This is a genomic window from Agromyces luteolus, from assembly GCF_009729855.1.
GTDB lineage: Bacteria > Actinomycetota > Actinomycetes > Actinomycetales > Microbacteriaceae > Agromyces > Agromyces luteolus.
On record NZ_WODA01000002.1, the window covers coordinates 55,773 to 77,072 of the forward strand.

The 21,300-nt window shown below is 73.0% G+C and carries 18 protein-coding genes; 9 read left to right on the forward strand and 9 right to left on the reverse strand.

The genetic code is table 11. From position 1 onward, the window contains the following. Nucleotides 1-40 precede the first annotated feature (40 nt). Nucleotides 41-1,051, forward strand: a complete 1,011-nt coding sequence (locus GLX25_RS00405; RefSeq protein ID WP_155840251.1) for a diacylglycerol/lipid kinase family protein — start codon at nt 41-43, stop codon at nt 1,049-1,051. On the opposite strand, the gene GLX25_RS00410 is transcribed toward GLX25_RS00405, so the two are convergent. The 3 genes from GLX25_RS00410 to pheA are packed head-to-tail and all read right to left on the reverse strand — an operon-like array spanning nt 1,038 to nt 2,973. Then, nucleotides 1,038-1,358, reverse strand: a complete 321-nt coding sequence (locus GLX25_RS00410) for a hypothetical protein (protein ID WP_155840252.1) — start codon at nt 1,356-1,358, stop codon at nt 1,038-1,040. The two genes, GLX25_RS00405 and GLX25_RS00410, sit on opposite strands and share 14 nt — an antisense overlap. Then, nucleotides 1,358-2,008 (reverse strand): hypothetical protein, encoded by a 651-nt coding sequence (locus GLX25_RS00415; RefSeq protein ID WP_155840253.1) that lies wholly within the window; start codon nt 2,006-2,008, stop codon nt 1,358-1,360. The genes GLX25_RS00410 and GLX25_RS00415 overlap by 1 nt, the downstream gene beginning before the upstream one ends. A gap of 5 nt (nt 2,009-2,013) precedes the next feature. Then, nucleotides 2,014-2,973, reverse strand: coding sequence for a prephenate dehydratase (gene pheA, locus GLX25_RS00420; RefSeq protein WP_155840254.1), 960 nt, complete (start codon nt 2,971-2,973; stop codon nt 2,014-2,016). Nucleotides 2,974-3,057: 84 nt separating this feature from the next. Between pheA and GLX25_RS00425 the strand changes: the two genes are divergently transcribed. The 3 genes from GLX25_RS00425 to GLX25_RS00435 all read left to right on the forward strand — a co-directional run bounded on the left by GLX25_RS00425 (nt 3,058) and on the right by GLX25_RS00435 (nt 6,849). After that, the gene (locus GLX25_RS00425) at nt 3,058-4,344 is read left to right on the forward strand and encodes a DUF445 domain-containing protein (protein ID WP_155840255.1); all 1,287 of its coding nucleotides are present in this window, start codon (nt 3,058-3,060) and stop codon (nt 4,342-4,344) included. 58 nt (nt 4,345-4,402) lie between these two features. Next, nucleotides 4,403-6,034: a phosphoglucomutase (alpha-D-glucose-1,6-bisphosphate-dependent) gene (gene pgm, locus GLX25_RS00430; RefSeq protein WP_155840256.1), complete on the forward strand. Its 1,632-nt coding sequence runs from the start codon at nt 4,403-4,405 to the stop codon at nt 6,032-6,034. 104 nt (nt 6,035-6,138) lie between these two features. Then, nucleotides 6,139-6,849, forward strand: coding sequence for a hypothetical protein (locus GLX25_RS00435; protein ID WP_155840257.1), 711 nt, complete (start codon nt 6,139-6,141; stop codon nt 6,847-6,849). Here the strand turns inward: GLX25_RS00435 and GLX25_RS00440 are convergent. After that, a complete protein-coding gene (locus tag GLX25_RS00440) occupies nt 6,798-8,093 on the reverse strand; it encodes a nucleotide disphospho-sugar-binding domain-containing protein (protein ID WP_155840258.1) in 1,296 nt (431 codons plus the stop codon). The two genes, GLX25_RS00435 and GLX25_RS00440, sit on opposite strands and share 52 nt — an antisense overlap. Next, nucleotides 8,090-10,264, reverse strand: a complete 2,175-nt coding sequence (locus tag GLX25_RS00445) for a glycosyltransferase (protein WP_155840259.1) — start codon at nt 10,262-10,264, stop codon at nt 8,090-8,092. Before GLX25_RS00445 ends, GLX25_RS00440 begins: the two co-directional genes overlap by 4 nt. Nucleotides 10,265-10,394: 130 nt before the next feature. Here GLX25_RS00445 and GLX25_RS00450 point away from each other — a divergent pair, with 130 nt between their 5' ends. Next, nucleotides 10,395-11,597 (forward strand): polysaccharide pyruvyl transferase family protein, encoded by a 1,203-nt coding sequence (locus tag GLX25_RS00450; RefSeq protein ID WP_155840260.1) that lies wholly within the window; start codon nt 10,395-10,397, stop codon nt 11,595-11,597. Nucleotides 11,598-11,663: 66 nt separating this feature from the next. Here GLX25_RS00450 and GLX25_RS19240 read toward each other — a convergent pair whose 3' ends face one another. From GLX25_RS19240 to GLX25_RS19245, 4 genes are all read right to left on the reverse strand, one after another. After that, nucleotides 11,664-13,256, reverse strand: coding sequence for an amidase domain-containing protein (locus GLX25_RS19240; RefSeq protein WP_155840261.1), 1,593 nt, complete (start codon nt 13,254-13,256; stop codon nt 11,664-11,666). A gap of 156 nt (nt 13,257-13,412) precedes the next feature. Beyond that, on the reverse strand, nt 13,413-14,735 hold the full coding sequence (locus tag GLX25_RS00460) for an MFS transporter (RefSeq protein ID WP_155840262.1): 1,323 nt from the start codon (nt 14,733-14,735) through the stop codon (nt 13,413-13,415). Next, complete coding sequence (locus GLX25_RS00465) at nt 14,728-15,528, reverse strand: M15 family metallopeptidase (protein ID WP_155840263.1); 801 nt, start codon at nt 15,526-15,528, stop codon at nt 14,728-14,730. The genes GLX25_RS00460 and GLX25_RS00465 overlap by 8 nt, the downstream gene beginning before the upstream one ends. Continuing rightward, nucleotides 15,528-16,259: an amidase domain-containing protein gene (locus GLX25_RS19245; protein ID WP_155840264.1), complete on the reverse strand. Its 732-nt coding sequence runs from the start codon at nt 16,257-16,259 to the stop codon at nt 15,528-15,530. The genes GLX25_RS00465 and GLX25_RS19245 overlap by 1 nt, the downstream gene beginning before the upstream one ends. A gap of 271 nt (nt 16,260-16,530) precedes the next feature. Here GLX25_RS19245 and GLX25_RS00475 point away from each other — a divergent pair, with 271 nt between their 5' ends. The 4 genes from GLX25_RS00475 (at nt 16,531) to GLX25_RS00490 (ending at nt 21,300) form a co-directional block, all read left to right on the forward strand. After that, the gene (locus tag GLX25_RS00475) at nt 16,531-17,796 is read left to right on the forward strand and encodes an ABC transporter substrate-binding protein (protein WP_155840550.1); all 1,266 of its coding nucleotides are present in this window, start codon (nt 16,531-16,533) and stop codon (nt 17,794-17,796) included. Nucleotides 17,797-17,873: 77 nt separating this feature from the next. After that, nucleotides 17,874-18,908, forward strand: coding sequence for a carbohydrate ABC transporter permease (locus tag GLX25_RS00480; protein WP_420837633.1), 1,035 nt, complete (start codon nt 17,874-17,876; stop codon nt 18,906-18,908). Continuing rightward, a complete protein-coding gene (locus GLX25_RS00485; protein ID WP_155840265.1) occupies nt 18,905-19,822 on the forward strand; it encodes a carbohydrate ABC transporter permease in 918 nt (305 codons plus the stop codon). Before GLX25_RS00480 ends, GLX25_RS00485 begins: the two co-directional genes overlap by 4 nt. Further along, nucleotides 19,819-21,300: a GH1 family beta-glucosidase gene (locus GLX25_RS00490; protein WP_155840266.1), complete on the forward strand. Its 1,482-nt coding sequence runs from the start codon at nt 19,819-19,821 to the stop codon at nt 21,298-21,300. Before GLX25_RS00485 ends, GLX25_RS00490 begins: the two co-directional genes overlap by 4 nt.

Below are 21,300 nucleotides of genomic sequence, written 5' to 3' on the forward strand. Positions count from 1 at the left end.
CCTCGGGCTCCGGGCCGCACCCATGCCCTAGATTCGACGCATGAGTGCGGGCGAGACCGAGCAGGCGGATGCCGCGGGCGGCGAGCGACGCGTCGCGGTCGTCTTCAATCCGGTGAAGCAGGGCGTCGACCAGCTCCGGCCGGTGGTCGACGAGCTGACGGCCGAGCACGGCTACGCCGCGGCGGAGTGGATCGAGACGACCGAGGACGACCCGGGGACCGGCCAGGCGCGCGAAGCGCGCGAGAAGGGCGTCGACCTCATCATCGCCGCGGGCGGCGACGGCACCGTGCGCGCGATCGCCGAGGGGCTCGACGGCGAGCAGATCCCGGTCGGCATCGTGCCGCTCGGCACGGGCAACCTCTTCGCGCGCAACATCGGGATCCCGGTCAACGACATCCCGGGCGCTGCGAAGCTGGCCTTCACGGGCCGCGATCGGGCCGTCGACGTGCTGCGCGCCAGGGTGCGTCGCGAGGACGACTCGACCGAGACCGAGGTGTCGCTCGTCATGAGCGGCATCGGCATCGACGCGGCCATGATCGCGAACACCGACTCCGACCTGAAGAAGCGGGTGGGCTGGCTGGCCTACGTCGACGCCGGGCTCCGCGCCATCCCGAACTCGGAGCCGTTCCGGGTCGCCCACCGCATGGACGACGGACGCACGCACCGCTCGAAGGTCTCGAGCATCCTCGTCGCGAACCTCGGCTACCTTCCGGGCAACATCGAGCTGATCCCCGACGCCGAGATCGACGACGGCAGGCTCGACGTCGTGCGGCTGCAGCCGCGCAACGTCTGGGAGTGGCTCATGGTCTGGCGCCGCGTCGCGTGGGAGAACCGGGTGCTGCGCAAGTCGGCTCTCGGGCGCCAGCTCATCGACCTGACGGGCGGGAACAAGCGCCGCGAGGTGGTCTACTCCAGCGGCGCCAAGATCGACCTCGTCATCGACGGCGGCCCGCAGGAGTTCGAGATCGACGGCGAGGAGATGGGCACGATCACCGCGGCGCGATTCACGATCGAGCCGAAGTCGCTCGTCGTGCGGGTCAAGGAGCAGTAGGGGCGGCAGGGCCGCCCTCGTCGGCGGCGCGGGCCCGGCGCAGCGCGACGAGTCGCGCGCCGACGAGGAGCGGCAGCCCCACGAGGGCCCCGAGGATGGCCGACGCTGCCGCACCGGAGAGCAGGTACGGCAGCGTCGCCATCAGGTAGGCGCGTCGCTGGGCGTCCGGGTCGCCGTCAACGAACACGGCGCCGGAGTCCGCCTGGACGATCCACGACGTCATGGTCCAGAGCACGACGAGGCCGGCCGCGCCCAGCACGACCAGCGCGATCACGTGCGGCGAGCGCAGCGCGCGGCCGACCTCCATCAGCCGACTCCTCCGTCGCCCGCGCGCACGGCGGCCGGTCGGAGCCGGCGGATGCCGTCGAGAACGGTGAGGATGGCGATGCCGACCACGGCCGAGCCGAGCAGGGGCGGGCCCGCCACGTACGCGAACGAGCGGAGGGCGAGCTCCCCGGAGGCCTGTCGGGGCGCGGCGAACGGGTCCTGACCCACGATCATCCACACCGCCCAGACCCCGACGAGGAAGGCGACCGCGACGGCGCTCCAGGCGACCCCGAACGCGATGCGCATGATGCGGTCGGCGTCGGCGTGCGCTGCGGCCGCGGGCGGCGCGGCGAGCGGTGGCGCCGCGTCGGACGCGGTGTCCGGTCGCGCGGCGTCGGGCGCGGCGGCCGGCGGCGCGGCGTCGGGCGGCGCGTCCGCGGACGGTACGTCCGAGGGCCGTGCGTCCGCGGGTCGGGCCGCCGCCGGCTCCGGAGCCGGTCCGTCCGCGGGAGCGGCGCCGGATCCGAGGACGGGAGTCGGGCCGGCGCCCTCGGCGGGCGCATCGCCACCGGACCGGCCGGGTTCCGTGGAGTCGTCGGCCGTGGCATCCGTCGGCCGCCCCGACCAGCCGCGCTGGAACCGCGGATCGAAGCGCGGATCGAACTGCGGCTCCGTCGCCGGCTCGGTCATGGGGCTCAGTCCTCCTCGGGCTCGCCGCTCAGGATGCCGCGCAGCCAGTCGCGCGCCTCGATGAAGATCTCGTCGTCGTACTTCGAGTGGTACTCGACCTCGCGCCGGTCGGCGCGCGCGTAGGAGCCGAGGAAGATCACCTTCGGGCTGAACCGCCGCAGGCCGAGGAGCGAGTCGTACACGCGCTCGTCCTCGACGTGGCCGTCGAGGTCGATGACGAACCGGTAGCGGCCCATCTCGTCGCCGATCGGCCGCGACTGGAGCAGCGACATGTTGACGCCGCGCGTCGAGAACTGCTCGAGCATCGCCAGCAGCGAGCCCGGCTCGTCGTCGGGCAGCTCGACGATGACGCTCGTCTTGTCGGCGCCCGTGCGCGCGGGGATGCTCCGCGACCGGCTGACCAGCACGAAACGGGTCATGGCGTTCGGGTTGTCGCCGATCGACTCCGCGAGCACCTCGACGTCGAGGTGGTCGACGATGCCGGGCGGGGCGACCGCGGCATCCGCCAGGCCGTTCTCGAAGAGGGATGCCGCGGCCTGCACGTTGCTCGTCGCCGGCAGGTGGGCGTGGTCGGGGAGCTCGCGCTCGAGCCATCCGCGGGACTGCGCGTACGCGACCGGATGGGCGTTCACGACGCGCACCTCGTCGAGCCGCGTGCCGGGGCGTGCGACGAGGACGAAGTTCACGGGGACGAGGTACTCGCCGATGATGCGGAGGCCGGCGACCGTCGCGAGCGCGTCCTGCGTCGCGGACACTCCGCCGTCGACCGAGTTCTCGATCGCGATCATCGCCGCGGTCGAGCGCCCGTCGACGACGTCGGCGAGGGCCTCCCCCACGTTGTTCACGCTGCGCCAGTGCTTGCCCGCGGCCTCGTGCACCTGCTTCAGCGCGGCCTCGGTGAACGTCCCGGCCGGCCCGAGGTACGAGTACGTCTCGTCGGGGCGTGGCTGCGCGGCATCCGTCATGCCGCAAGCCTACGGCGCGCGATCGACGTGTTTCGGGGAGCCGTCGCGTGCCGGCGGGGCAGAATGCATCGAGGGGGTGACGGCATGACGACGACGGATGCCGCGGCCGCGCGCCGCGCGGTGCCGACCGACGAGGAGCGGCGCATCGCGCTGCGGCGCATGAAGCGCATCGCCCTCGGCCTGCTGCTCGCGGCCGCCGCGGTGTTCGCGGTCGCGTTCCCGCTGCAGGAGACCGTGCCGTGGATGGGCTTCGTGCGAGCGGCGGCCGAGGGCGCCATGGTGGGCGCGATCGCCGACTGGTTCGCGGTCACGGCGCTGTTCCGCCATCCGCTCGGGTTGCCGATCCCGCACACCGCGATCATCCCGCGCCGCAAGGACGAGATCGGCGCCACGCTCGGCGCCTTCGTCGAGGAGGAGTTCCTCTCCGAGGCCGTCGTGACCGGCAAGCTGCGCTCGATGGGCATCGCGCGGCGGCTCGGCGAGTGGCTGCGCGAACCCGAGAACGCCGAGCGGGTCACCGCCGAGGCATCCGTCGCCGGACGCGGCGTGCTCGCCCTGCTCGGCGACGACGACGTGGCCGACGTCATCGAGCAGCTCGCCCGGCGCCACCTGCTGGAGCCCGAGTGGGGCCCGGCGATCGGGCGGGTCGGAGCGCGCCTCGTCGCGGCCGACCAGCAGCGCGCGGCGGTCGACGCCGTGCTCGAGAAGGTCGAGACGTGGCTGGCCGCGCATCCGGAGGCGTTCGGCACGATGGTCTCGAGCCGGCTGCCGAAGTGGGTGCCCGGCTTCGTCGGCGGACTCGTCGACGACCGGGCGTACCGCGAGGTGCTCGCGTTCGCGCGGTCCGTGCGCGAGGAGCCGCGGCATCCGCTTCGCCTCGCGATCGACCGCTGGCTCGCCGAGGTCGCCGACGACCTGCAGCACGACCCCGCGATGATCGAGCGCATCGAGCGGCTGAAGCTCGACCTCGTCGAGAGCCCGCGGCTGCGCGAGTTCGCGGGCGAGGTGTGGGACTCGGTGAAGGTCTCGCTCGCCGCGTCGCTCGAGGACCCGGCGAGCGAGCTGCGCGCGGGCGTGCGCTCGGCGCTCATGGAGGTCGGGGCGCGCCTCGCGACCGACGAGGAGCTCGCCGCGAAGGTCGATGCCTGGGTGACGGATGCCGCGGCCTACGTCGTCGGCCGGTACCGCCACGAGATCGCGGGCGTCATCACCGAGACCGTCGAGCGGTGGGACCCGACCGAGACGACCGAGAAGATCGAGCTCCAGGTCGGGCGCGACCTCCAGTTCATCCGGATCAACGGAACGGTCGTCGGTGCGCTCGCGGGGCTCGCCATCCACTCGATCGCGACCGCGGTCGGCGCCCTCGTCTGACCTCCGAGCCTGCCGTGAGGGGGTGTCGCGCGACAGGCGTGCGCGGCAGGATGGGGGCATGCACGAGCGAGCAGGAACCCCGGCGACCGAATCCGACCTGATCGACGTGGAGGCCCTGCTCAGGGCGTACTACGACCTGCATCCGGATGCCTCGATCCCGGAGCAACGCGTCGTCTTCGGCACCTCCGGCCACCGCGGCTCGTCGCTGAACACCGCGTTCAACGAGGACCACATCCTCGCGATCACGCAGGCCATCGTCGACTACCGCAACAGCCAGGGCATCACCGGCCCGCTCTTCATCGGCGCCGACACGCACGCGCTGAGCGGTCCCGCGCAGACGACGGCCCTCGACGTGCTCGTGGCGAACGGCGTGCGCGTGCTCGCCGACCAGTACGACGACTACGTGCCGACGCCGGCGCTCAGTCACGCCATCCTGAGCTGGAACAACGACCCCGAGCGCCGCGCCGAGGGCGAGGCCGACGGCATCGTCATCACGCCGAGCCACAACCCGCCCCAGGACGGCGGCTTCAAGTACAACCCGCCGCACGGCGGCCCGGCCGACTCCGACGCGACGAGCTGGATCGCGAACCGCGCCAACGAGCTCATCGCCGACGGCTGCCGCGACGTGAACCAGGCCGAGCCGAGCGCGGTCGAGACCTACGACTTCCGCGGCCGGTACGTGGACGACCTGGCGAGCATCATCGACTTCGACGCGATCAAGGCCAGCGGCATCAGGATCGGCGCCGACCCGCTCGGCGGCGCGTCGGTCGGCTACTGGGGCGCGATCCGCGACCGCTACGGCATCGACCTCACGGTCGTGAACGAGAAGGTCGACACGCGCTGGTCGTTCATGACCCTCGACTGGGACGGCAAGATCCGGATGGATCCGTCGAGCCCCAACGCGATGGCCTCGGTGCTCGCGAACCGCGAGGGCTATGACATCCTCACCGGCAACGACGCCGACGCCGACCGACACGGCATCGTCACGCCCGACGGCGGCCTGATGAACCCGAACCACTACCTCGCGGTCGCGATCGAGTACCTCTACACGCACCGGCCCGACTGGCCGGCGGATGCCGCGATCGGCAAGACGCTCGTCTCGAGCTCGATGATCGACCGCGTCGCCGAGTCGCTGGGGCGCCGCCTCTGGGAGGTGCCGGTCGGCTTCAAGTGGTTCGTGCCCGGGCTCATCGACGGCTCGGTCGCGTTCGGGGGCGAGGAGAGCGCGGGCGCGTCCTTCCTCCGCACCGACGGCACGGTCTGGACGACCGACAAGGACGGCATCCTCCTGTGCCTGCTGGCCTCCGAGATCCGCGCGGTCACGGGCAAGTCGCCGAGCGAGCTGTACGCCGAGCTCGTCGCGCGCTTCGGCGCGCCGGCCTACGAGCGAACGGATGCCGCGGCATCCGCTGCGCAGAAGGCCGCGCTCGGCAGGCTCGACGGCGAGGCGATCTCGGCGACCGAGCTCGCGGGCGAGCCGATCACGGCGAAGCTCTCCCACGCACCCGGCAACGGGGCCGCCGTCGGCGGCGTGAAGGTCGCGTCGGAGCACGCGTGGTTCGCCGCGCGCCCGAGCGGCACCGAGGACGTCTACAAGATCTACGCCGAGTCCTTCAGCGGGCCGGAGCACCTCGCCGAGGTGCAGGCCGAGGCGAAGCGGATCGTCGACGCGGCGCTCGGATCGGCGTAGCCGCCGCCCGGCCACGGCAGCGTGGCGCGGCAGCGGGGCAGGGCAGACTGCGCACCCGCTGTCAAGCCTGAGCGCGGGGTGACCCGTGTGCCTACCATGGCGTCGTGACCAACCTCGTCGTGATCCCGTGGCGGCCGGCGCCGTCCCGGCTGGCCGCCTTCGAGCGCGTCCTCGCCTGGTACCGCACCGAACTCCCCGAGTTCCGCATCGAGACGATCGACAGCGACGACGACGTGTTCGTGCTCGCGCGCACGCGGAACCTCGCCGTCGCTCGCCTCGCCGACCCCGACGACGTCGTCGTGATCAACGACGCCGACACGCTGCCCGATCCCGGTCCGCTCCGCGTGGCGGTCGCCGCGGCCGCGGTGAGCGGTCGGGTGCACCTGCCGTACACGACGTACCGCTGGCTGGGCCCCGAGGGGACGGCCGACCTCGAGGCCGGCGTCGGGCTCGGCGACTGCGCGCACGTCCTCGTCCACGGCGCCTGCTCCGGGGTGTACGTCACCACGGCGCGGACCTGGGCGGCGCACGGCGGCCAGGACGAGCGGTTCCGCGGGTGGGGCTACGAGGACTCCGCGTGGCGGCTCGCGCACGAGACCCTCCTCGGCGCACCGCCGAATCGGCACGAGGGGGCCGTGCACGCGCTCTCGCACGAGCCCGAGGTCCGCGCCGGCGAGCAGTACGACCGGAACGCCGCGCTGATGGAGCGCTACCGCGCGGCCGCCGGCGACGTCGACGCGATGGCGGCGCTCGTCGCGGAGGGTCAGGCCGAGAGGGCCTCGAACGCGACCTCCGGGCCGGGTCTCGCGGCCTGAGCCGCCGCCGTCGCATCCAGTCGCGCTCGGTCCGAAACCGGCAGGTCGAGCACGCGACGGATCGCGTCGGCGAGGTCCCGCGCCGTCGCCGCGTTCGGGTCGAGGGCGACGCCGAAGCCGGCGGCCTCCACGGCGGCCGCGCCGGCGAACTGGTCGGTCGAGAACGGGAGCACGACGAGCGGGACGCCCGCGCCGATCGCCTCGGTGACGGAGTTGTTCCCGCCGTGCGTCACCGCCGCCGAGGCTGCGGCGAGGAGCCGCACCTGCGGCAGGTACGGGCGGACGAGCCAATCCGACGGGACGGCGCCCAACTCGGCGGCATCGGTCGAACCGGTCGCGACGGCCGCGCGCACCCCGACCAGGCGGAGCGCCTCCGCGACGCGCGCGAGGACGTCGCCGCGGACCGACAGGAAGCTGCCGAAGCTCACGTAGGCGAACGGCCGGCCCTGCGCGAGCCACGCCTCGACGTCGGCGTCCTCGGCCTCCGAACGGCGCGCCGATCCGAGGAACCGATGGGTCGGCAGGAGTCGGCGTCGGGCGTCGTCGACCAGCTCGGTCGGGTAGTTGTAGAGCACGAGGGGGCCGTGCTCGGCGAAGGCGTCCTCGACGGGCCGATGGCCGGGGTCGAGCTCGGTCGCCGCGCGGTTCCATTCCTCGGTGAACCGCTCCGAGACCCGCCGGCACAGGCGGCGGAGGTCCTCCAGGCCGCTCGGGTCGGGGTCGAACGCGGACGGCCACGCGGGCGGCACGCCGTAGAGCTCGTCGCCCACCGGCAGCGCCGTCGGGTGTCCGAGCACGACGTCGCCGTGCGACGTCCCGGCGCCCAGCAGCCCGAGGCGCGCGCTGAACGCCAGGTGGTCGACGATGACGTGGTCCGGCACCAGGTCGTCCACGATGCGCCGGGTGGCGCGCGCCCGCCCGACCGGGTCCCACATGAGGTCAGTCAGCCGCTCCTCCGCCTGGTACCGGAGGGTCGCGAGCGCGCCCTCCTCCGTCGCGCGGAAGAACCCCCGCAACGACGCGCCCTCGTCGGGCGGCTGCTCCCCCGCGGCGATGACCCCGGGGTTGGAGCCGCGGCCGAGCCGCAGGTCGCGGCGCTCGAACCCGAACGCCTCCACGATTCCCGCGGTGGCGGGACCGGTCGCCACCACGACGCGCTCGCCCCGATCGCGCCACGCCGTCGCGAGGGTCGCGAGCGGAAGCAGGTGGGACGCGTAGTCCGGGCTGATCACGAGGAGCGTCATCGCGATCGTTCCGCGGATTCCAGCAGGGTGGCCTCGTCGCGGACGACGGTTCGATACACCTCGGCGAGCACCCGCGCCATCCGCTGGACCGTGAAGCGATCGCGCACCATCGCGCGCGACCGCTCGGCCCGTTGGTCGTCGGTCTCGGCCTGCGCGACGGCGACCGCCCGCCCGAGCGCCGCGGACAGCCGCGCACCGTCGGACGTGGCGGTCAGGATGCCGGTCACGCCGTCGTCGATGTAGGTCGCCGGGCCACCGCCGTTCGGCGCGACCACGAACAGGCCCGCCGCCATCGCCTCCAGCAGTGCGATGCCGAACTCCTCCTTGAGGCTCCCGCACGCGTAGACCCCGCGCGGCGCGACGCTCCCCGGCAGGCCGAGGCGCGCCGCGGCCAGCCAGCGGGCCACGACGTCGTTCGGCCGATGGCCCGGCAGCAGGAGCCCTCGGCGGGCGCGTTCGGCGGGCGGAACGATCGCGTCGATCCGATCCAGCTCCGCCCGTTCATCGGCCGACGGCGAGGCGAGGTCGCCGCCGACGAGGAGCAGGTTCGCGCGAGACGCGACCGGCGACGCCGCCCAGGCCTCGACGAGCGCGGCCATCCCCTTCACGCGATGGAGTCGGCCGACGCTCACGACGAGGGGGCGGCCGCGGCGATCGGGGTCGAGGCCCTCGACGAGCCGGCGCAGCTCGGCGAGCGCGGGCGATGCGTCCGCGCCGGTGCGGGGCGTCCCGACCTCCGCGAGCGCGCGGTCGACGGCCGCGGCGTCGACGCCCTCCGGGACGATCGTCCGGCGCTCGGAGTCCGTCGCGAGGTCGACGCCGACGAGGCGCCGCAGGTCGTCCTCGAGCCGAGGCCTGGGGAACAGCACGGTGTGCGCGGCGTCCGCCGCGAGCCGGTTGACGAGTCGCGCCCGGAACCAGAAGTGCTCGGCGAGGTCGACCCGGCCGAAGTCCCCTCTCGCGAGGCGACCGGAGCGATCGAGCGAGTCGATGACCGCATGGGGGTCGGGCGCGAGCGTGAACACCACCGGCGTTCCGAGCTCGCGGGCGACGTCGGCCGCGGCGAGGCTGCCGACGTCCGCCATCCGCAGGTGCAGCACGTCCGCGCCTCCGGCGGCGCGCAGGACACGACGGATGCCGCGACGGGCCGCCACGCGCAGTGGCCAGGCGCCGGCGGACGACACGGGCTCGTGGAGGAGCGGGATGCGCCCGTAGACGTGCCCGCGCTCGGATGCCTCGACGGAGACGAGGTCGTCGAGCGCGTCGGCCGCCGAGCCTCGCGAGAGCGTCACGACCCGGTTCACCCCGGTCCCGGGGTCGGCGACGAGCGCGTCGCCGAGCCGGACGAGCAGGGTCGCGATGCCGCCGTTGTCGCCTGCGCCGGCCGATCGCAGCCCGGGGTCGAGGTCGGCGTGGAGGAACAGCTGGGCCACGGTCAGCCCGCGCCCGAGCTCGTGCCCGTGGCCGTGGCCCCGGGTGGTCGGGCCGGCCGCGGCCAGGTCGACGAGCGCGAGACGCGCGACCGCGCCGAGGAACCCGTCGCCCTGGGCGGCCGACTCGAGCATCGGCACGACGGCGCTCGGGTCGGGACGCTGGCCGAGCGCCGCGACCGCGGCGATCCGTACGGGTTGCGGCTCGTCCGCATCCGAGGCGAGCCGGAGCAGCGGACCCGTCGCGAGCGGGTCGCGGACCAGTCCGAGCGTCTCGACCAGCCGCGCTCGCGCCTCGGGTTCGGCGATGCCGAGCAGCGCGCCCTCGATGCCGGCCACGAGCGCCGTCGGCGCGAACCCCGACCACTGCTCGAGGGTGCGCTGCGCGAGCATGCCCGCGAACCCGCCGCCGACGACCATGCGGAGCAGGCCGCCGACGGCGTCGTACCGCGGCAGCCCGGACCCCAGCGCCCAGGCGGCGTGCTCCCGCTCGAACTCGCGGTCGTCGTCGAGCAGGCCGACCAGCACGCGCGACGCCGCGTCGTCGAGCATCCCGGCGAGCGCGTGGGTGGCGGCGATCGCCGCGAGCTCGTCGTGCCCGCGCAGCACCCCGGCGAGGAGCCGGATGGTCCGTGCGCCGGGGTCGCGCCCCGCCTCGAACGCGAGGTCGTCCGCCGCGCGCATCGCATCGACGATCGAGGGCGCCGTCAGCACGGCGTCGAGTGCGGTCCGGACCCCCATGGCGCTCCCCCTTGCCCGCGGCGGCCGACGGGCGGATGCCGGCGTCGACGGCGCACGCGATCTGGATGATACTTCGACACGATGGACGTTCCTGTCACCCGGTTGACAGTCCACTGGGAAGGAGCCAGCGATGCGGATCGTGGCGATCGGCGACGTCGGCGTGGTAAACGGCATGATGCACATCGGCGACGAGGCGATGTTCGACGCCATCGTCGACGAGCTCCGCGATCGGGGCGTCGGCGAGGTGACCGCGATCTCCGCCGATCCGGAGGACACGGCCGCCCGGTACGGCGTCGCCGCCATCGAGCGGATGGGCTTCGCCGGAACGCGGTCGCAGATGCGTCAACGGCTCGAGTCGGTGCGATCGGCCGCCGCCGGGGCCGCGGGCGCCCCGGCCCTCGCGAGCGACGACTCCGCGCGGCGCGTGATCGACGCCGTCGCCGACGCCGACGCCGTCGTCGTCGCGGGCGGCGGCAACCTCGCCTCGAACTGGCCGGCGCACGTGTTCGAGCGTGCGGCCCTCGCCGCGGCGGCCGAGTCGCTCGGCCGGCCGCTCGTCGTCTCCGGCCAGACCCTCGGGCCGTGGCTGGATGCGCCCGAGCGGGACCTCGTCGCAGCGCTGCTCGCCTCCGCGCGGTTGGTCGGGCTGCGCGAATCGGCCTCACTGCGGCTCGCGCGGGAGCTCGGTGCGCCGACCGAGCGGCTCGCCGCCAACCGCGACGATGCGAGCTTCCTCGCCTCCGACGGACCCCACCCGGATCCCGGCGAGCCGTTCCTGCTCGTGAGCCTCTCGCTCCACCTCGGCGGCCTGCCCCGCGGCGGGACGGTGCGCGGCCTCGCTGCGGCGCTCGACCGCCTCGCGGAGCGCGCCGAGGCTCGCGTGCGCTTCCACCCGCACTTCGGCTCGCTCGACCCGTCGGTCGAGGCCGGCGACGAGGTGCTGCACGCAGAGGTCCGCGACGCCATGCGCGCGCCGGCCGAACTGCTCCAACCCGGCGACCCGCGCTCGGCCGCGCGCCTGGCACGCGGGGCGGCCATGCTCGTCACGAGCCGCTACCATCCGGCCGTGTTCGCCGCGTCGGCGGGGGTCCCGGTCGCAGCGCTCTCGGCCGACGACTACACCGAGGTGAAGCTCCGGGGCGCGACCGGATGGTGGGAGCAGGACGGCGTCATCCCGCTCGCCGAGGCCGCCTCCGATGCGGGGGCCGAGGCGCTCGGGCGGGTGTGGGATCGCCGCGGGGCGACCCGGGCAGCGGCGGATCGGCTGCGGCCGGGCGCGGCGGCGGACTCCGAGCGATGGTTCGATCGCGTCGCCGCCGCGCTCACGGACTGATGCGGGGCGGCGCCCCGCCGCCGTGCGTCGCATGTCGCACGTCGCGCGCGGCCGTACCGCCGTCGCTCAGCGCAGCGAGAAGTACGAGACCGAGCCGCCGCCGGTCGCGAGTGCGACGTCGACGTCCCAGTAGTCGGCGTCCTTGGTGTGCCCGCCGACCCAGACCTTCGTGCCCTGGTCGCTGCGCTCGACGCGCGTGACGACGGCGGTGTGGTCGCGGTCGCCCGAGCCGTCCCAGTCGAACTGGGCGATGTCGCCGACCTTGACCTGACGGCGCTCGGCGTCGGAGAGCTCCGTCGCGACGTCGGTGCGCGTGCGCAGGTAGTCGCGGAGCGCGGTCGAGCTCGACCACGCGCTCGTCATCCGACCGGTGCCGCGGTCGTAGTTCCAGGCCGCGTCCATCTTCCAGCCGCGCGCGATGAGCGACTGGCTGGCGAAGTTCGCGCAGTCCACGCCGCTCAGCACGGCGTACTCGGCCGTGTTGTAGCTCGACCAATGCGCGAGCACGTACGACACCTGCGCCTCGATGTCGGGGTCGTCGGTGTAGGTGAGCGAGAGCGGCTCGCGGTCGACCTCGTCGGCCTCGAGCGGCGCGGAGGCCTCGACGATGCCCTGGACCGAGGTCGTGACCGAGGCGGGGGCGGATGCCACGGGCACCTCGACGTCGACCGTCGACCCGTCGGCGTCCGCGAGGACCACCTCGGCGTCGCCGCGCACGGCGTCGTCGACCGCCGGCACGGCGAACGTGATCGTGACGGCGTCGGACTCGACGATCTCCGCCGGGGTGCCGGCCACGGTGACCTCGGCGACCCGGTCGAGGTTGCGGCCCTCGACGGTCACCGTCGTACCGCCCGTGAACGGCGCCTCGGTCGCGGAGAGCTCGGTCGTCACGACCGGACGGTCGTCCGTCGTGACCGGCGGGATCACGACGTCGTCCTCGCCGGCGGATGCCGCGAGCGCGTCGACCGCGGCATCCCGCGCCGACGCGTCGGCCACGGCCGGGTCGTCCATGCCGTTCACGAGCACGCCGCCGCCGACGGCGCTGCCGAGGAGGAACGCCGCGCACGCCACGAGGAGCGGGCGGCGCGACCCGCTCGACGGGCGACGGTTGCCGCGCCGGTCGGCGCGGTGGCGCGGGAAGCGGAAGCCCTCCCCGAGGCTGCGGACGGCGCCGGTGCGGGCGTCGGCGTCCGCGCTGCTCGCGGTCGGGGCGGTCGGCTCGGCCGGATCGGGCACGGTCGAGTCGACGGGGGTCGCGTCGGGGGTCGCAGCGACCCGGTCCTCGGCGGGGGAACCGAGGACGGGGGCATCCACGGCAGGGGTCGCGACGACGGGGGCGTCGCCGGTCTCGACGACCGGGACCGTCGGCTCGGCCGGATCGGGCACGGCCGAGTCGAGCGGGGTCGGGTGGGTGGTCGCGGCCGGCGTGAACGTCGACCGGGCCGACTCGGGGCGGGTCGCCTCGGCCGGGACCGCCTCCGCTGCCGCGGGCTCGGGCAGGTCGAGCTCGGCGCGGATGGCGGCGAGCGCCGCTCCGCGCCGGTCGCCGGGCTCGGTGTCGCCGGGGGGCTGCGTCAGGTCGAAGTCGCGCGCGGCATCCGGGTGGGGGGCGCGGTAGGTCGAACGACGGTGGGCAGGCAGGAGGAAGTTTCTGGGCACGAGGCGTGGGGGTGTTCCGTGTCGGCATTTGGGGGGACACCACAGCCCATCATGCGATCTTGTGAGGTTCCCTCGCGCGCACTGGGAGGACCGTGAGAGCGCGATCATCGAGTCCCGGCGCTCGAGCCGGCCCGGACCACCGGGCGTGCGGCCGGGTCAGGCGGCGCGTTCGCGACGCGCCCGACGCGCGAGCGCGACGCCCGCGAGCACCAGCGGCACGAGCACGACGATCGCGACGACGCTCACGCCCGCGAAGCCCGCGAGGCCGAGGACGACGCCCGAGAGTGCGGCCGACGCGGCCGCCGCGACGTTCATCGCGGCATCCGTCGCCCCCTGCAGCGCGACGCGCGACGCGGGATCGACCGTCGTCGTCAGCAGGGTCGAGCCGCCGATCAGCGCCGCCGACCAGCCGAGCCCGAGCAGTCCGAGCGCGACCGGGATGAGCACCATCGAGTCGCCGGGCGCGAAGACGCCGATGAGCGTCGAGACGAGGAGGATCGCGCCGCCGAGCGCGATCACTCGCGGCGCGCCGACGCGGTCGACGAGCCAGCCCATCAGCGGGCTCGCGGCGTACATGCCGAGGATGTGGATGCTGATGACCACGCCGACCATGCCGATCGGCACCCCGTGACCGGTCATGTGCACGGGGGTCATCACCATCACGCCGACCATGACCGTGTGCGCGCAGACGATCGCGAGGATCGCGAGGCGGCCGCGCGCGTCGCGGAAGGCGGCCCGGAAGGCGGGCCACGACCCGACTCGCTCGCTCGAGCCGGATCCCGACGCGTCGGCGACGAGCCGACCCGCCCTCGGCAGCCGGAGCACGGCGGCCGCGATGAAGGTGGCGATCGCGAAGACCGCGCCCGAGAGCACGAACGGCCCGACGAGCGCGGGCAGTCCGATCGCCCGGCCGAGCTGGTCGCCCGTGGACGAGAGCAGCGGCCCGGCGACCGACCCGATCGTGGTCGCCCAGAGCACGAGCGACATCGAGCGGGCCTCGAAGCCGGGCGAGGCGACCTCGGTCGCGGCGAACCGCGCCTGCAGTCCGGCGGCGGCGCCCGCTCCGAAGGCGGCCAGGCCGAGGAAGACGACGAGCACGAGGCCGGTCGACGCCGCCACGACGATGAGCACCGCGCCGACCGCGGACGACGCGTAGCCCGTCGCGAGTGCGACGTGCCGGCCGGAGTGGACCGCGAGCCGAGCGAGCGGGATCGCCGCGATCGCCGCGCCCAGGACGCTGGCCGACTGCGAGAGGCCGCCCAGCGCCGTCACGCCCGTCAGGTCCGCGACGAGGATCGCCGCGAGCGTCATGCCGGTCGCGACGCCGATGCCCGCGAGGAGCTGGTTGACGATCAGGAGGCCGAGCTGCAGGCCCTGGCGGGCGCGTGCGGGCTCGCGCCGCGGCATCCGCTCGGCTGCGCCGGACGATGCCGAGCCGGTCGCGCCCGGCCCCGAGGCATCCGCCGTCCGCTCAGGCATAGTTCGGCGCTGCCGGGAGGCCGAAGAACTCCTCGAGCGTGGTGATGCCCTTCTCGTGCATCTCGTTCGAGAGGACGGTGCCGATGTAGCGGAAGTGCCACGGCTCGAACTGGTAGCCGGTGACCTGTGCCTTGTCGGCCGGGTAGCGCAGCAGGAAGCCGAAGCGGTGCGCGTTGTCGCGGAGCCACTGGCCCTCGGGGGTGTCGGCGAAGCAGACGGCGAGCGAGCAGTTCCCCGACTCCGGGCCGATGTCGATCGTGAGCCCCGTCTGGTGCTCGCTGAACCCGGGGCGAGCGGTGAGCTCGTCGTCGTTGTCGTAGATCCGCTCCTGCGCCGCGTACGACCGGTACGCGCTGTTCGACGCGAGCGAGAGCCCGGCCTCGGCGGATGCGGCCTGGAACATCTTCACGACCGCGTCGGCCGCCTCGGCGCGCATGAGCGGCTCCCACGTGTGCGGCACGGGGACGACGACGAGGTCGGACGGCTCGTAGTCCGCGGGGTTCAGCGGACGGAGCTTGTCGACGACGACCCAGATGCTGTCGGGATCGTCGATCGAGTGCGCCGCCTTGTCGAACGTCTCGACGGGCGTCGGGGTCGACGTGGCCGTCGGAGCGGGCCGCGGCGTCGGGGTGGGGGTCTGCGAGGGCGACGGCGACGGGGCCGCGGAGTCGGCCGAGGGCGTGAACGCCACGATCGCCCAGACGGCGACGGCCGCGACGAGGGCCATGCCGATGAGGGCGGCGATCAGGCGGTTGCGGCGGACGCGCGGGGACGCGCCGGATCCGGACGACATCACCCGGCGAGGCTCCAGTAGTACACCTCGGCGCCCGGGTGCTCCTCGGTGATCGCGACGTCGACGTCGCGGTAGGCACTGTCCTTCGTGTGGCCGGCGAAGGAGATGCGCACCTCGCCGTCACCGCGCTCGATGCGCGTCACGATGCCCGTGTGGTCGCGGTCGCCGGAGCGGTCCCAGTCGAACTGGACGATGTCGCCGAGCTGCACCTTCGCTCGGTCGCCGTCGTCGAGCGGGGTCGCGAGTTCGGGGTGCTCGCTGAGCCACTCGTGCATCGCGGTCGAGCTGCGCCACGAGGCGGTCGACGCGTACGGGTCGCCGCCGTGGTTCCACTCGTCGGTCTGCGCCCATCCGCGCGCGACCAGCGCCTGACTGGCGAAGTTGACGCAATCGTTGCCTTCCAGCACGCCCCACTCCTCGACGTTGTAGTCCGACCAGTATGCGAGGGCGTAGTCGAGTTGCGCCAGCACGGCGGGATCGGTCGTCTCGTCGGCGACGAGTCCGGCGTCCTCGCCCGAGTCGGCGACCTCGGACCCCGGCTCATCGTCGGGCGTCTCGCCGTCGTCGGGATCGATGCCGCCGCTGCGCGTCGGCGACGCCGAATCCGCGGACGCGACCTGCGGCGGGAGCGGGGGGATGCCCGCACAGCCCGTCAGGCACAGGCCGCCGAACGCGGCCACGCCGAGCAGGGTCGCCACGGCGCGGCGACGGGAGGTTCGGGTACGGGGCACGCGTTCACGCTAACCGCGACGCCTCTGAGGAAGCCGGGAGCGACCTGCGTGCGAGCGGTGCGTCACCGGTGCCGTCGGTGCGAGCGGGCGGATGGCGCGGGCGGTCACGCCGAGGTCACGATCACGCGAATGTGAGAGCGCTCTCTTGACAGGAACCGGGATGACTGCCTAGTCTCGTGAACCGCATCGTGAGAGCGCTCTCACCGGAGATCGATCGCGCTCGAGCGACGCGCCCGCAATCCGATTCCACGCACACAAGGGAGTGACCGTGATGCTTTCACGACGCACCAAGGCGATCGCCGCCCTCGCAGGCGCCGCATCGTTCGCACTCATCGCCACCGGCTGCGCCGCGGGCGACGACACCGCCGCCGACGACGGCGGCCCGATCGAGCTGACCGTCGCCACGTTCAACAACTTCGGCTACACGGACGAGCTCCTCCAGGAGTACATGGACGAGCACCCGAACGTGACGATCGTCCACAACGTCGCCGCCGAGTCGGGCGACGCCCGCGCCAACTACTTCCAGAAGCTCGGCAAGGGCGGCCTGGCCGACATCGAGGCGGTCGAGATCGACTGGTTCGCCGAGGCCATGCAGTACTCCGACCTGCTCGCCGAGGCGCCCGACAGCGTCCAGGGCCGCTGGCTCGAGTGGAAGGAAGCCGCCGCGACCGATGCGGACGGCCGCCTGATCGGCTTCGGCACCGACATCGGCCCGCAGGGCATCTGCTACCGCGCAGACCTGTTCGAGGCCGCCGGCCTGCCGAGCGACCGCGAGTCGGTCGCGGACCTCTTCGACGGCGACTGGGAGAACTTCCTCGACGTCGCCGACGACTACCGCGAGGCCACCGGCAAGCCCATGATCGACTCGGCCAACTCGGTGCTCCAGGGCATCGTGAACCAGATCGAGTACACGTACACCGAGCCCGACGGCGCGGTGATCGCCACCGAGAACCCCGAGATCGCCGACGCCTACGAGCTCGTGACCGAGCGCGCCATCCCGAACTCGGCGTACTCCGGCCAGTGGTCGGACGACTGGTTCGCCTCGATGGCGAACGGCGAGTTCGCGACGATGCTCTGCCCGGGCTGGATGCTCGGCGTCATCTCCGGATCCGCGGCGGACGTCGACGGCTGGGACGTCGCCGACGTCTTCCCGAACGGCGGCGGCAACTGGGGCGGCTCATACCTGACCGTCCCGGCCGACGGCGAGAACGTCGAGGCGGCGCTCGAGCTCGCGGACTGGCTGACCAGCCCCGAGACGCAGATGAAGGCGTTCGCCAACGCCGGCACGTTCCCGAGCCAGGTCGACGCCCTCGAGGGCGAGGAGCTCGCGAGCGCCACCAACGAGTACTTCAACGACGCGCCCACCGGTGAGATCCTCTCCAGCCGCGCCGAGGCCGTGACGGTCGCCCCGTACAAGGACGCCGACTACTTCAAGTACCACGACGCGCTCCAGAACGCGGTCAACCGCGTGTTCGACGGGTCCGAGGACGCGTCGTCGTCCTGGAACACCTGGGTCGCCGAGGTCGAGGCCTTCTAGGCCGGACACGGGGTGCGGGCCGGCATCGGCCGGCCCGCACCCCTCACCCCGACGCATCCATCACCTGATACGGAGCCATCGTGACCTCGACGCAGACGCGCCCGACGGTGTCGGCGCCCGAGACCGCCCCGGCCGAGCCCGCAGCCCGCCCGGTCCGGGTGCTCGGATTCCGCCAGAACCTCAGCCGGTGGGACCTGAAGCTCTCGCCGTACCTCTACATCTCGCCGTTCTTCATCATGTTCGCGATCGTGGGCCTGTTCCCGATCGGCTACACGGCGGTCATCTCGCTCATGGACTGGGACCTGGTCCGCAACTCCGGCGAGTTCATCGGGTTCGACCAGTACGTCTGGATCCTCCAGAACCCGCAGTTCTGGACGGCGCTGCGCAACACGTTCAGCATCTTCCTGCTCTCGAGCGTGCCGCAGCTGATCGTCGCGATCTTCATCGCGGCGATGCTGGACCGCAACATTCGCGCCAAGACGTTCTGGCGCATGAGCGTGCTCGTGCCCTTCGTCATGGCCCCCGTCGCGGTCGCCCTGATCTTCAGCAACATGTTCGGCGACAACCACGGCCTGGTCAACGGCGTCCTCACCGACCTCGGGCTGCCCGCCGTCCCCTGGCACAAGGACCCGTTCTGGAGCCACGTCGCCATCGCGACGATGGTCAACTTCCGGTGGACGGGCTACAACACGCTGATCCTCCTCGCCGCGATGCAGGCGATCCCGCGCGACTACTACGAGGCCGCCACCGTCGACGGCGCCGGCGCCTTCCGCCAGTTCACGAGCATCACGCTGCCGTCGCTCAAGGCGACCCTCATCTTCGTGATCATCACCTCGACGATCGGCGGCCTGCAGATCTTCGACGAGCCCCGCATGTTCGACAACACCGGCGAGGGCGGTCCCGCCCAGCAGTGGCTGACGATCACGCTGTTCCTCTACAACATCGGCTGGGGCGAGTGGAACTTCGGCCGCGCCGCCGCGCTCGCGTGGATCCTCTTCCTCATCATCCTCGTCATCGGCCTGATCAACCTCGCGGTGACCCGGACCCTCGTCCGCGACGAGGGCACGCGCGTCCCGAAGGCCGGCAAGAAGCAGAAGGGAGTGCGCGCATGAGCTCCCTGAACTCCCCCGCCGCACTGTCCATCGTCGAGTCCAGCATCCCCGAGACGCCGCAGCGCAAGCGCAACCGGACGACCCGCATCAAGGGCCGCCGGGCGGGCTTCTGGGTCTACGCCGGCCTGGGCGTGGTGTTCGTCGGCTCGCTGTTCCCGTTCTACTGGTCGTTCCTCATCGGATCGGGCGACTCGACGACCATCAACGACCCGGACTTCTCGTGGCTGCCGGGCGGCAACTTCCTCGCGAACGCGCAGACGGTGGTGAGCGACCCGGCCGTGAACTTCTGGCCGGCGCTGTGGAACTCGATCTACAGCTCGGCGCTCATCGCGGCCGCCGTCGTGTTCACCTCGACGCTCGCGGGCTGGGCGTTCGCGAAGCTGCGCTTCCCGGGCTCGAAGCCGCTGCTCGTGTTCGTCGTCGCGACGATGGCCGTGCCGATGCAGCTCGGCGTCGTCCCGCTCTACATCCTCTTCGCCGACCTCGGCTGGACGGGGCAGATCGGGGCGATCATCATCCCGGCCATCACGAGCGCGTTCGGCGTGTTCTGGATGACCCAGTACCTCCGCCAGGCGGTGCCCGACGAGCTCATCGAGGCTGCTCGCGTCGACGGCGCGTCGATGATCCGCACGTTCTGGACCATCGGCGTCGTCGCCGCCCGCCCGGCCGCCGCGATGCTCGGCCTCTTCACGTTCGTCACGGCCTGGAACAACTTCTTCTGGCCGTTCATCGTGCTCGACCGCAGCGACCCGACCCTGCCCGTGGCGCTCTCGCTCCTGCAGTCCAACCACTTCGTGGACTACTCGATCGTGCTGGCGGGCGTGCTGCTGTCGACCATTCCACTCCTCCTGCTGTTCGTCGTCGCCGGCAAGCAGCTCGTCTCAGGAATCATGCAAGGAGCCGTCAAGGGATGACCACCATCCAGCCCACCACCACCGCGACGACGGATGCCGCGGCAGCCGCCGCACCGGCACTCGTCCGCCGCTTCCCCGAGGGCTTCCTCCTCGGCGCCGCCGCCGCCGCGTACCAGATCGAGGGCGCCGCCCACGAGGACGGCCGCACCGATTCGATCTGGGACGCCTTCAGCCGCGTGCCCGGCGCGGTCGTCAACGCCGACAACGGGGATGTCGCGTGCGACCACTACCACCGCTACCGCGACGACGTCGCCCTCATGCGCGAGCTCGGGCTCGACACCTACCGGTTCTCGACGTCGTGGGCGCGCGTGCACCCCGACGGCGGCCCGGCCAACGCGACGGGCGTCGACTTCTACTCCCGCCTCGTCGACGAGCTGCTCGACGCCGACATCCTGCCCTGGCTCACGCTCTACCACTGGGACCTCCCGCAGGCCCTCGAGGAGCAGGGCGGCTGGGCGAACCGCGACACCGCCTTCCGGTTCCGCGACTACGCGCTCACGATGCACGACGCGCTCGGCGACCGCGTGAAGGTGTGGACGACGCTCAACGAACCGTGGTGCTCGTCGTTCCTCAGCTACACGGCCGGCGCGCACGCGCCCGGGCGCCAGGACGTCGAAGCCGGACTCCGCGCCGCGCACCATCTCCTGCTCGGCCACGGCCTCGCGGTGCAGGCGCTCCGCGAGCGCGATGAGTCGCTCGAGCTCGGCATCACGCTGAACCTCACGGTCGCGAAGCCCGTCGACCCGTCGCGGCCCGGCGACGTCGACGCCGCCCGCCGCATCGACGGCCAGTTCAACCGGGTCTTCCTCGACCCGATCTTCCGCGGCCACTACGCCGGCGACCTGCTCGCGGACGTCGGCCACCTCGGCCTGCGCGACGCGATCCAGCCGGGCGACCTCGAGATCATCTCGGCGCCGATCGACGCGCTCGGGGTGAACTACTACCACGGCGAGTCCGTGAGCGACGAGCCGGCGGCCGAGCCGCTCGAGGGGCAGGCGCCGACCGACCGGCCGACCCGGTCGCCGTTCCCCGCGGCCGACGGCGTGCACTTCCACCCGCAGGGCCTGCCGCGCACCGGCATGGGCTGGGAGGTCCAGCCCGACGGGCTGCGCGAACTCCTCGGGCGCGTGCATCGCGAGTACTCCGGACCCGCCGGCGTGCGGCTGTACGTCACCGAGAACGGTGCCGCGTACGACGACGAGGTCGCGACGGATGGCGCGGTGCACGACGTGGAGCGCACCGGGTTCCTCCTCGGCCACCTCGACGCCATCCTCGACGCGATCGAGGAGGGCACGCCCGTGCACGGCTACTTCTACTGGTCGATCCTCGACAACTTCGAGTGGGCGTGGGGCTACGACAAGCGCTTCGGCCTCGTCCGCGTCGACTACGACACCCAGGAGCGCACGATCAAGGACAGCGGGCTGGCCTACCAGCGCGTCATCCGCGAGCGCGGCCTGCCCGCGGCATCCGCTCGCTGA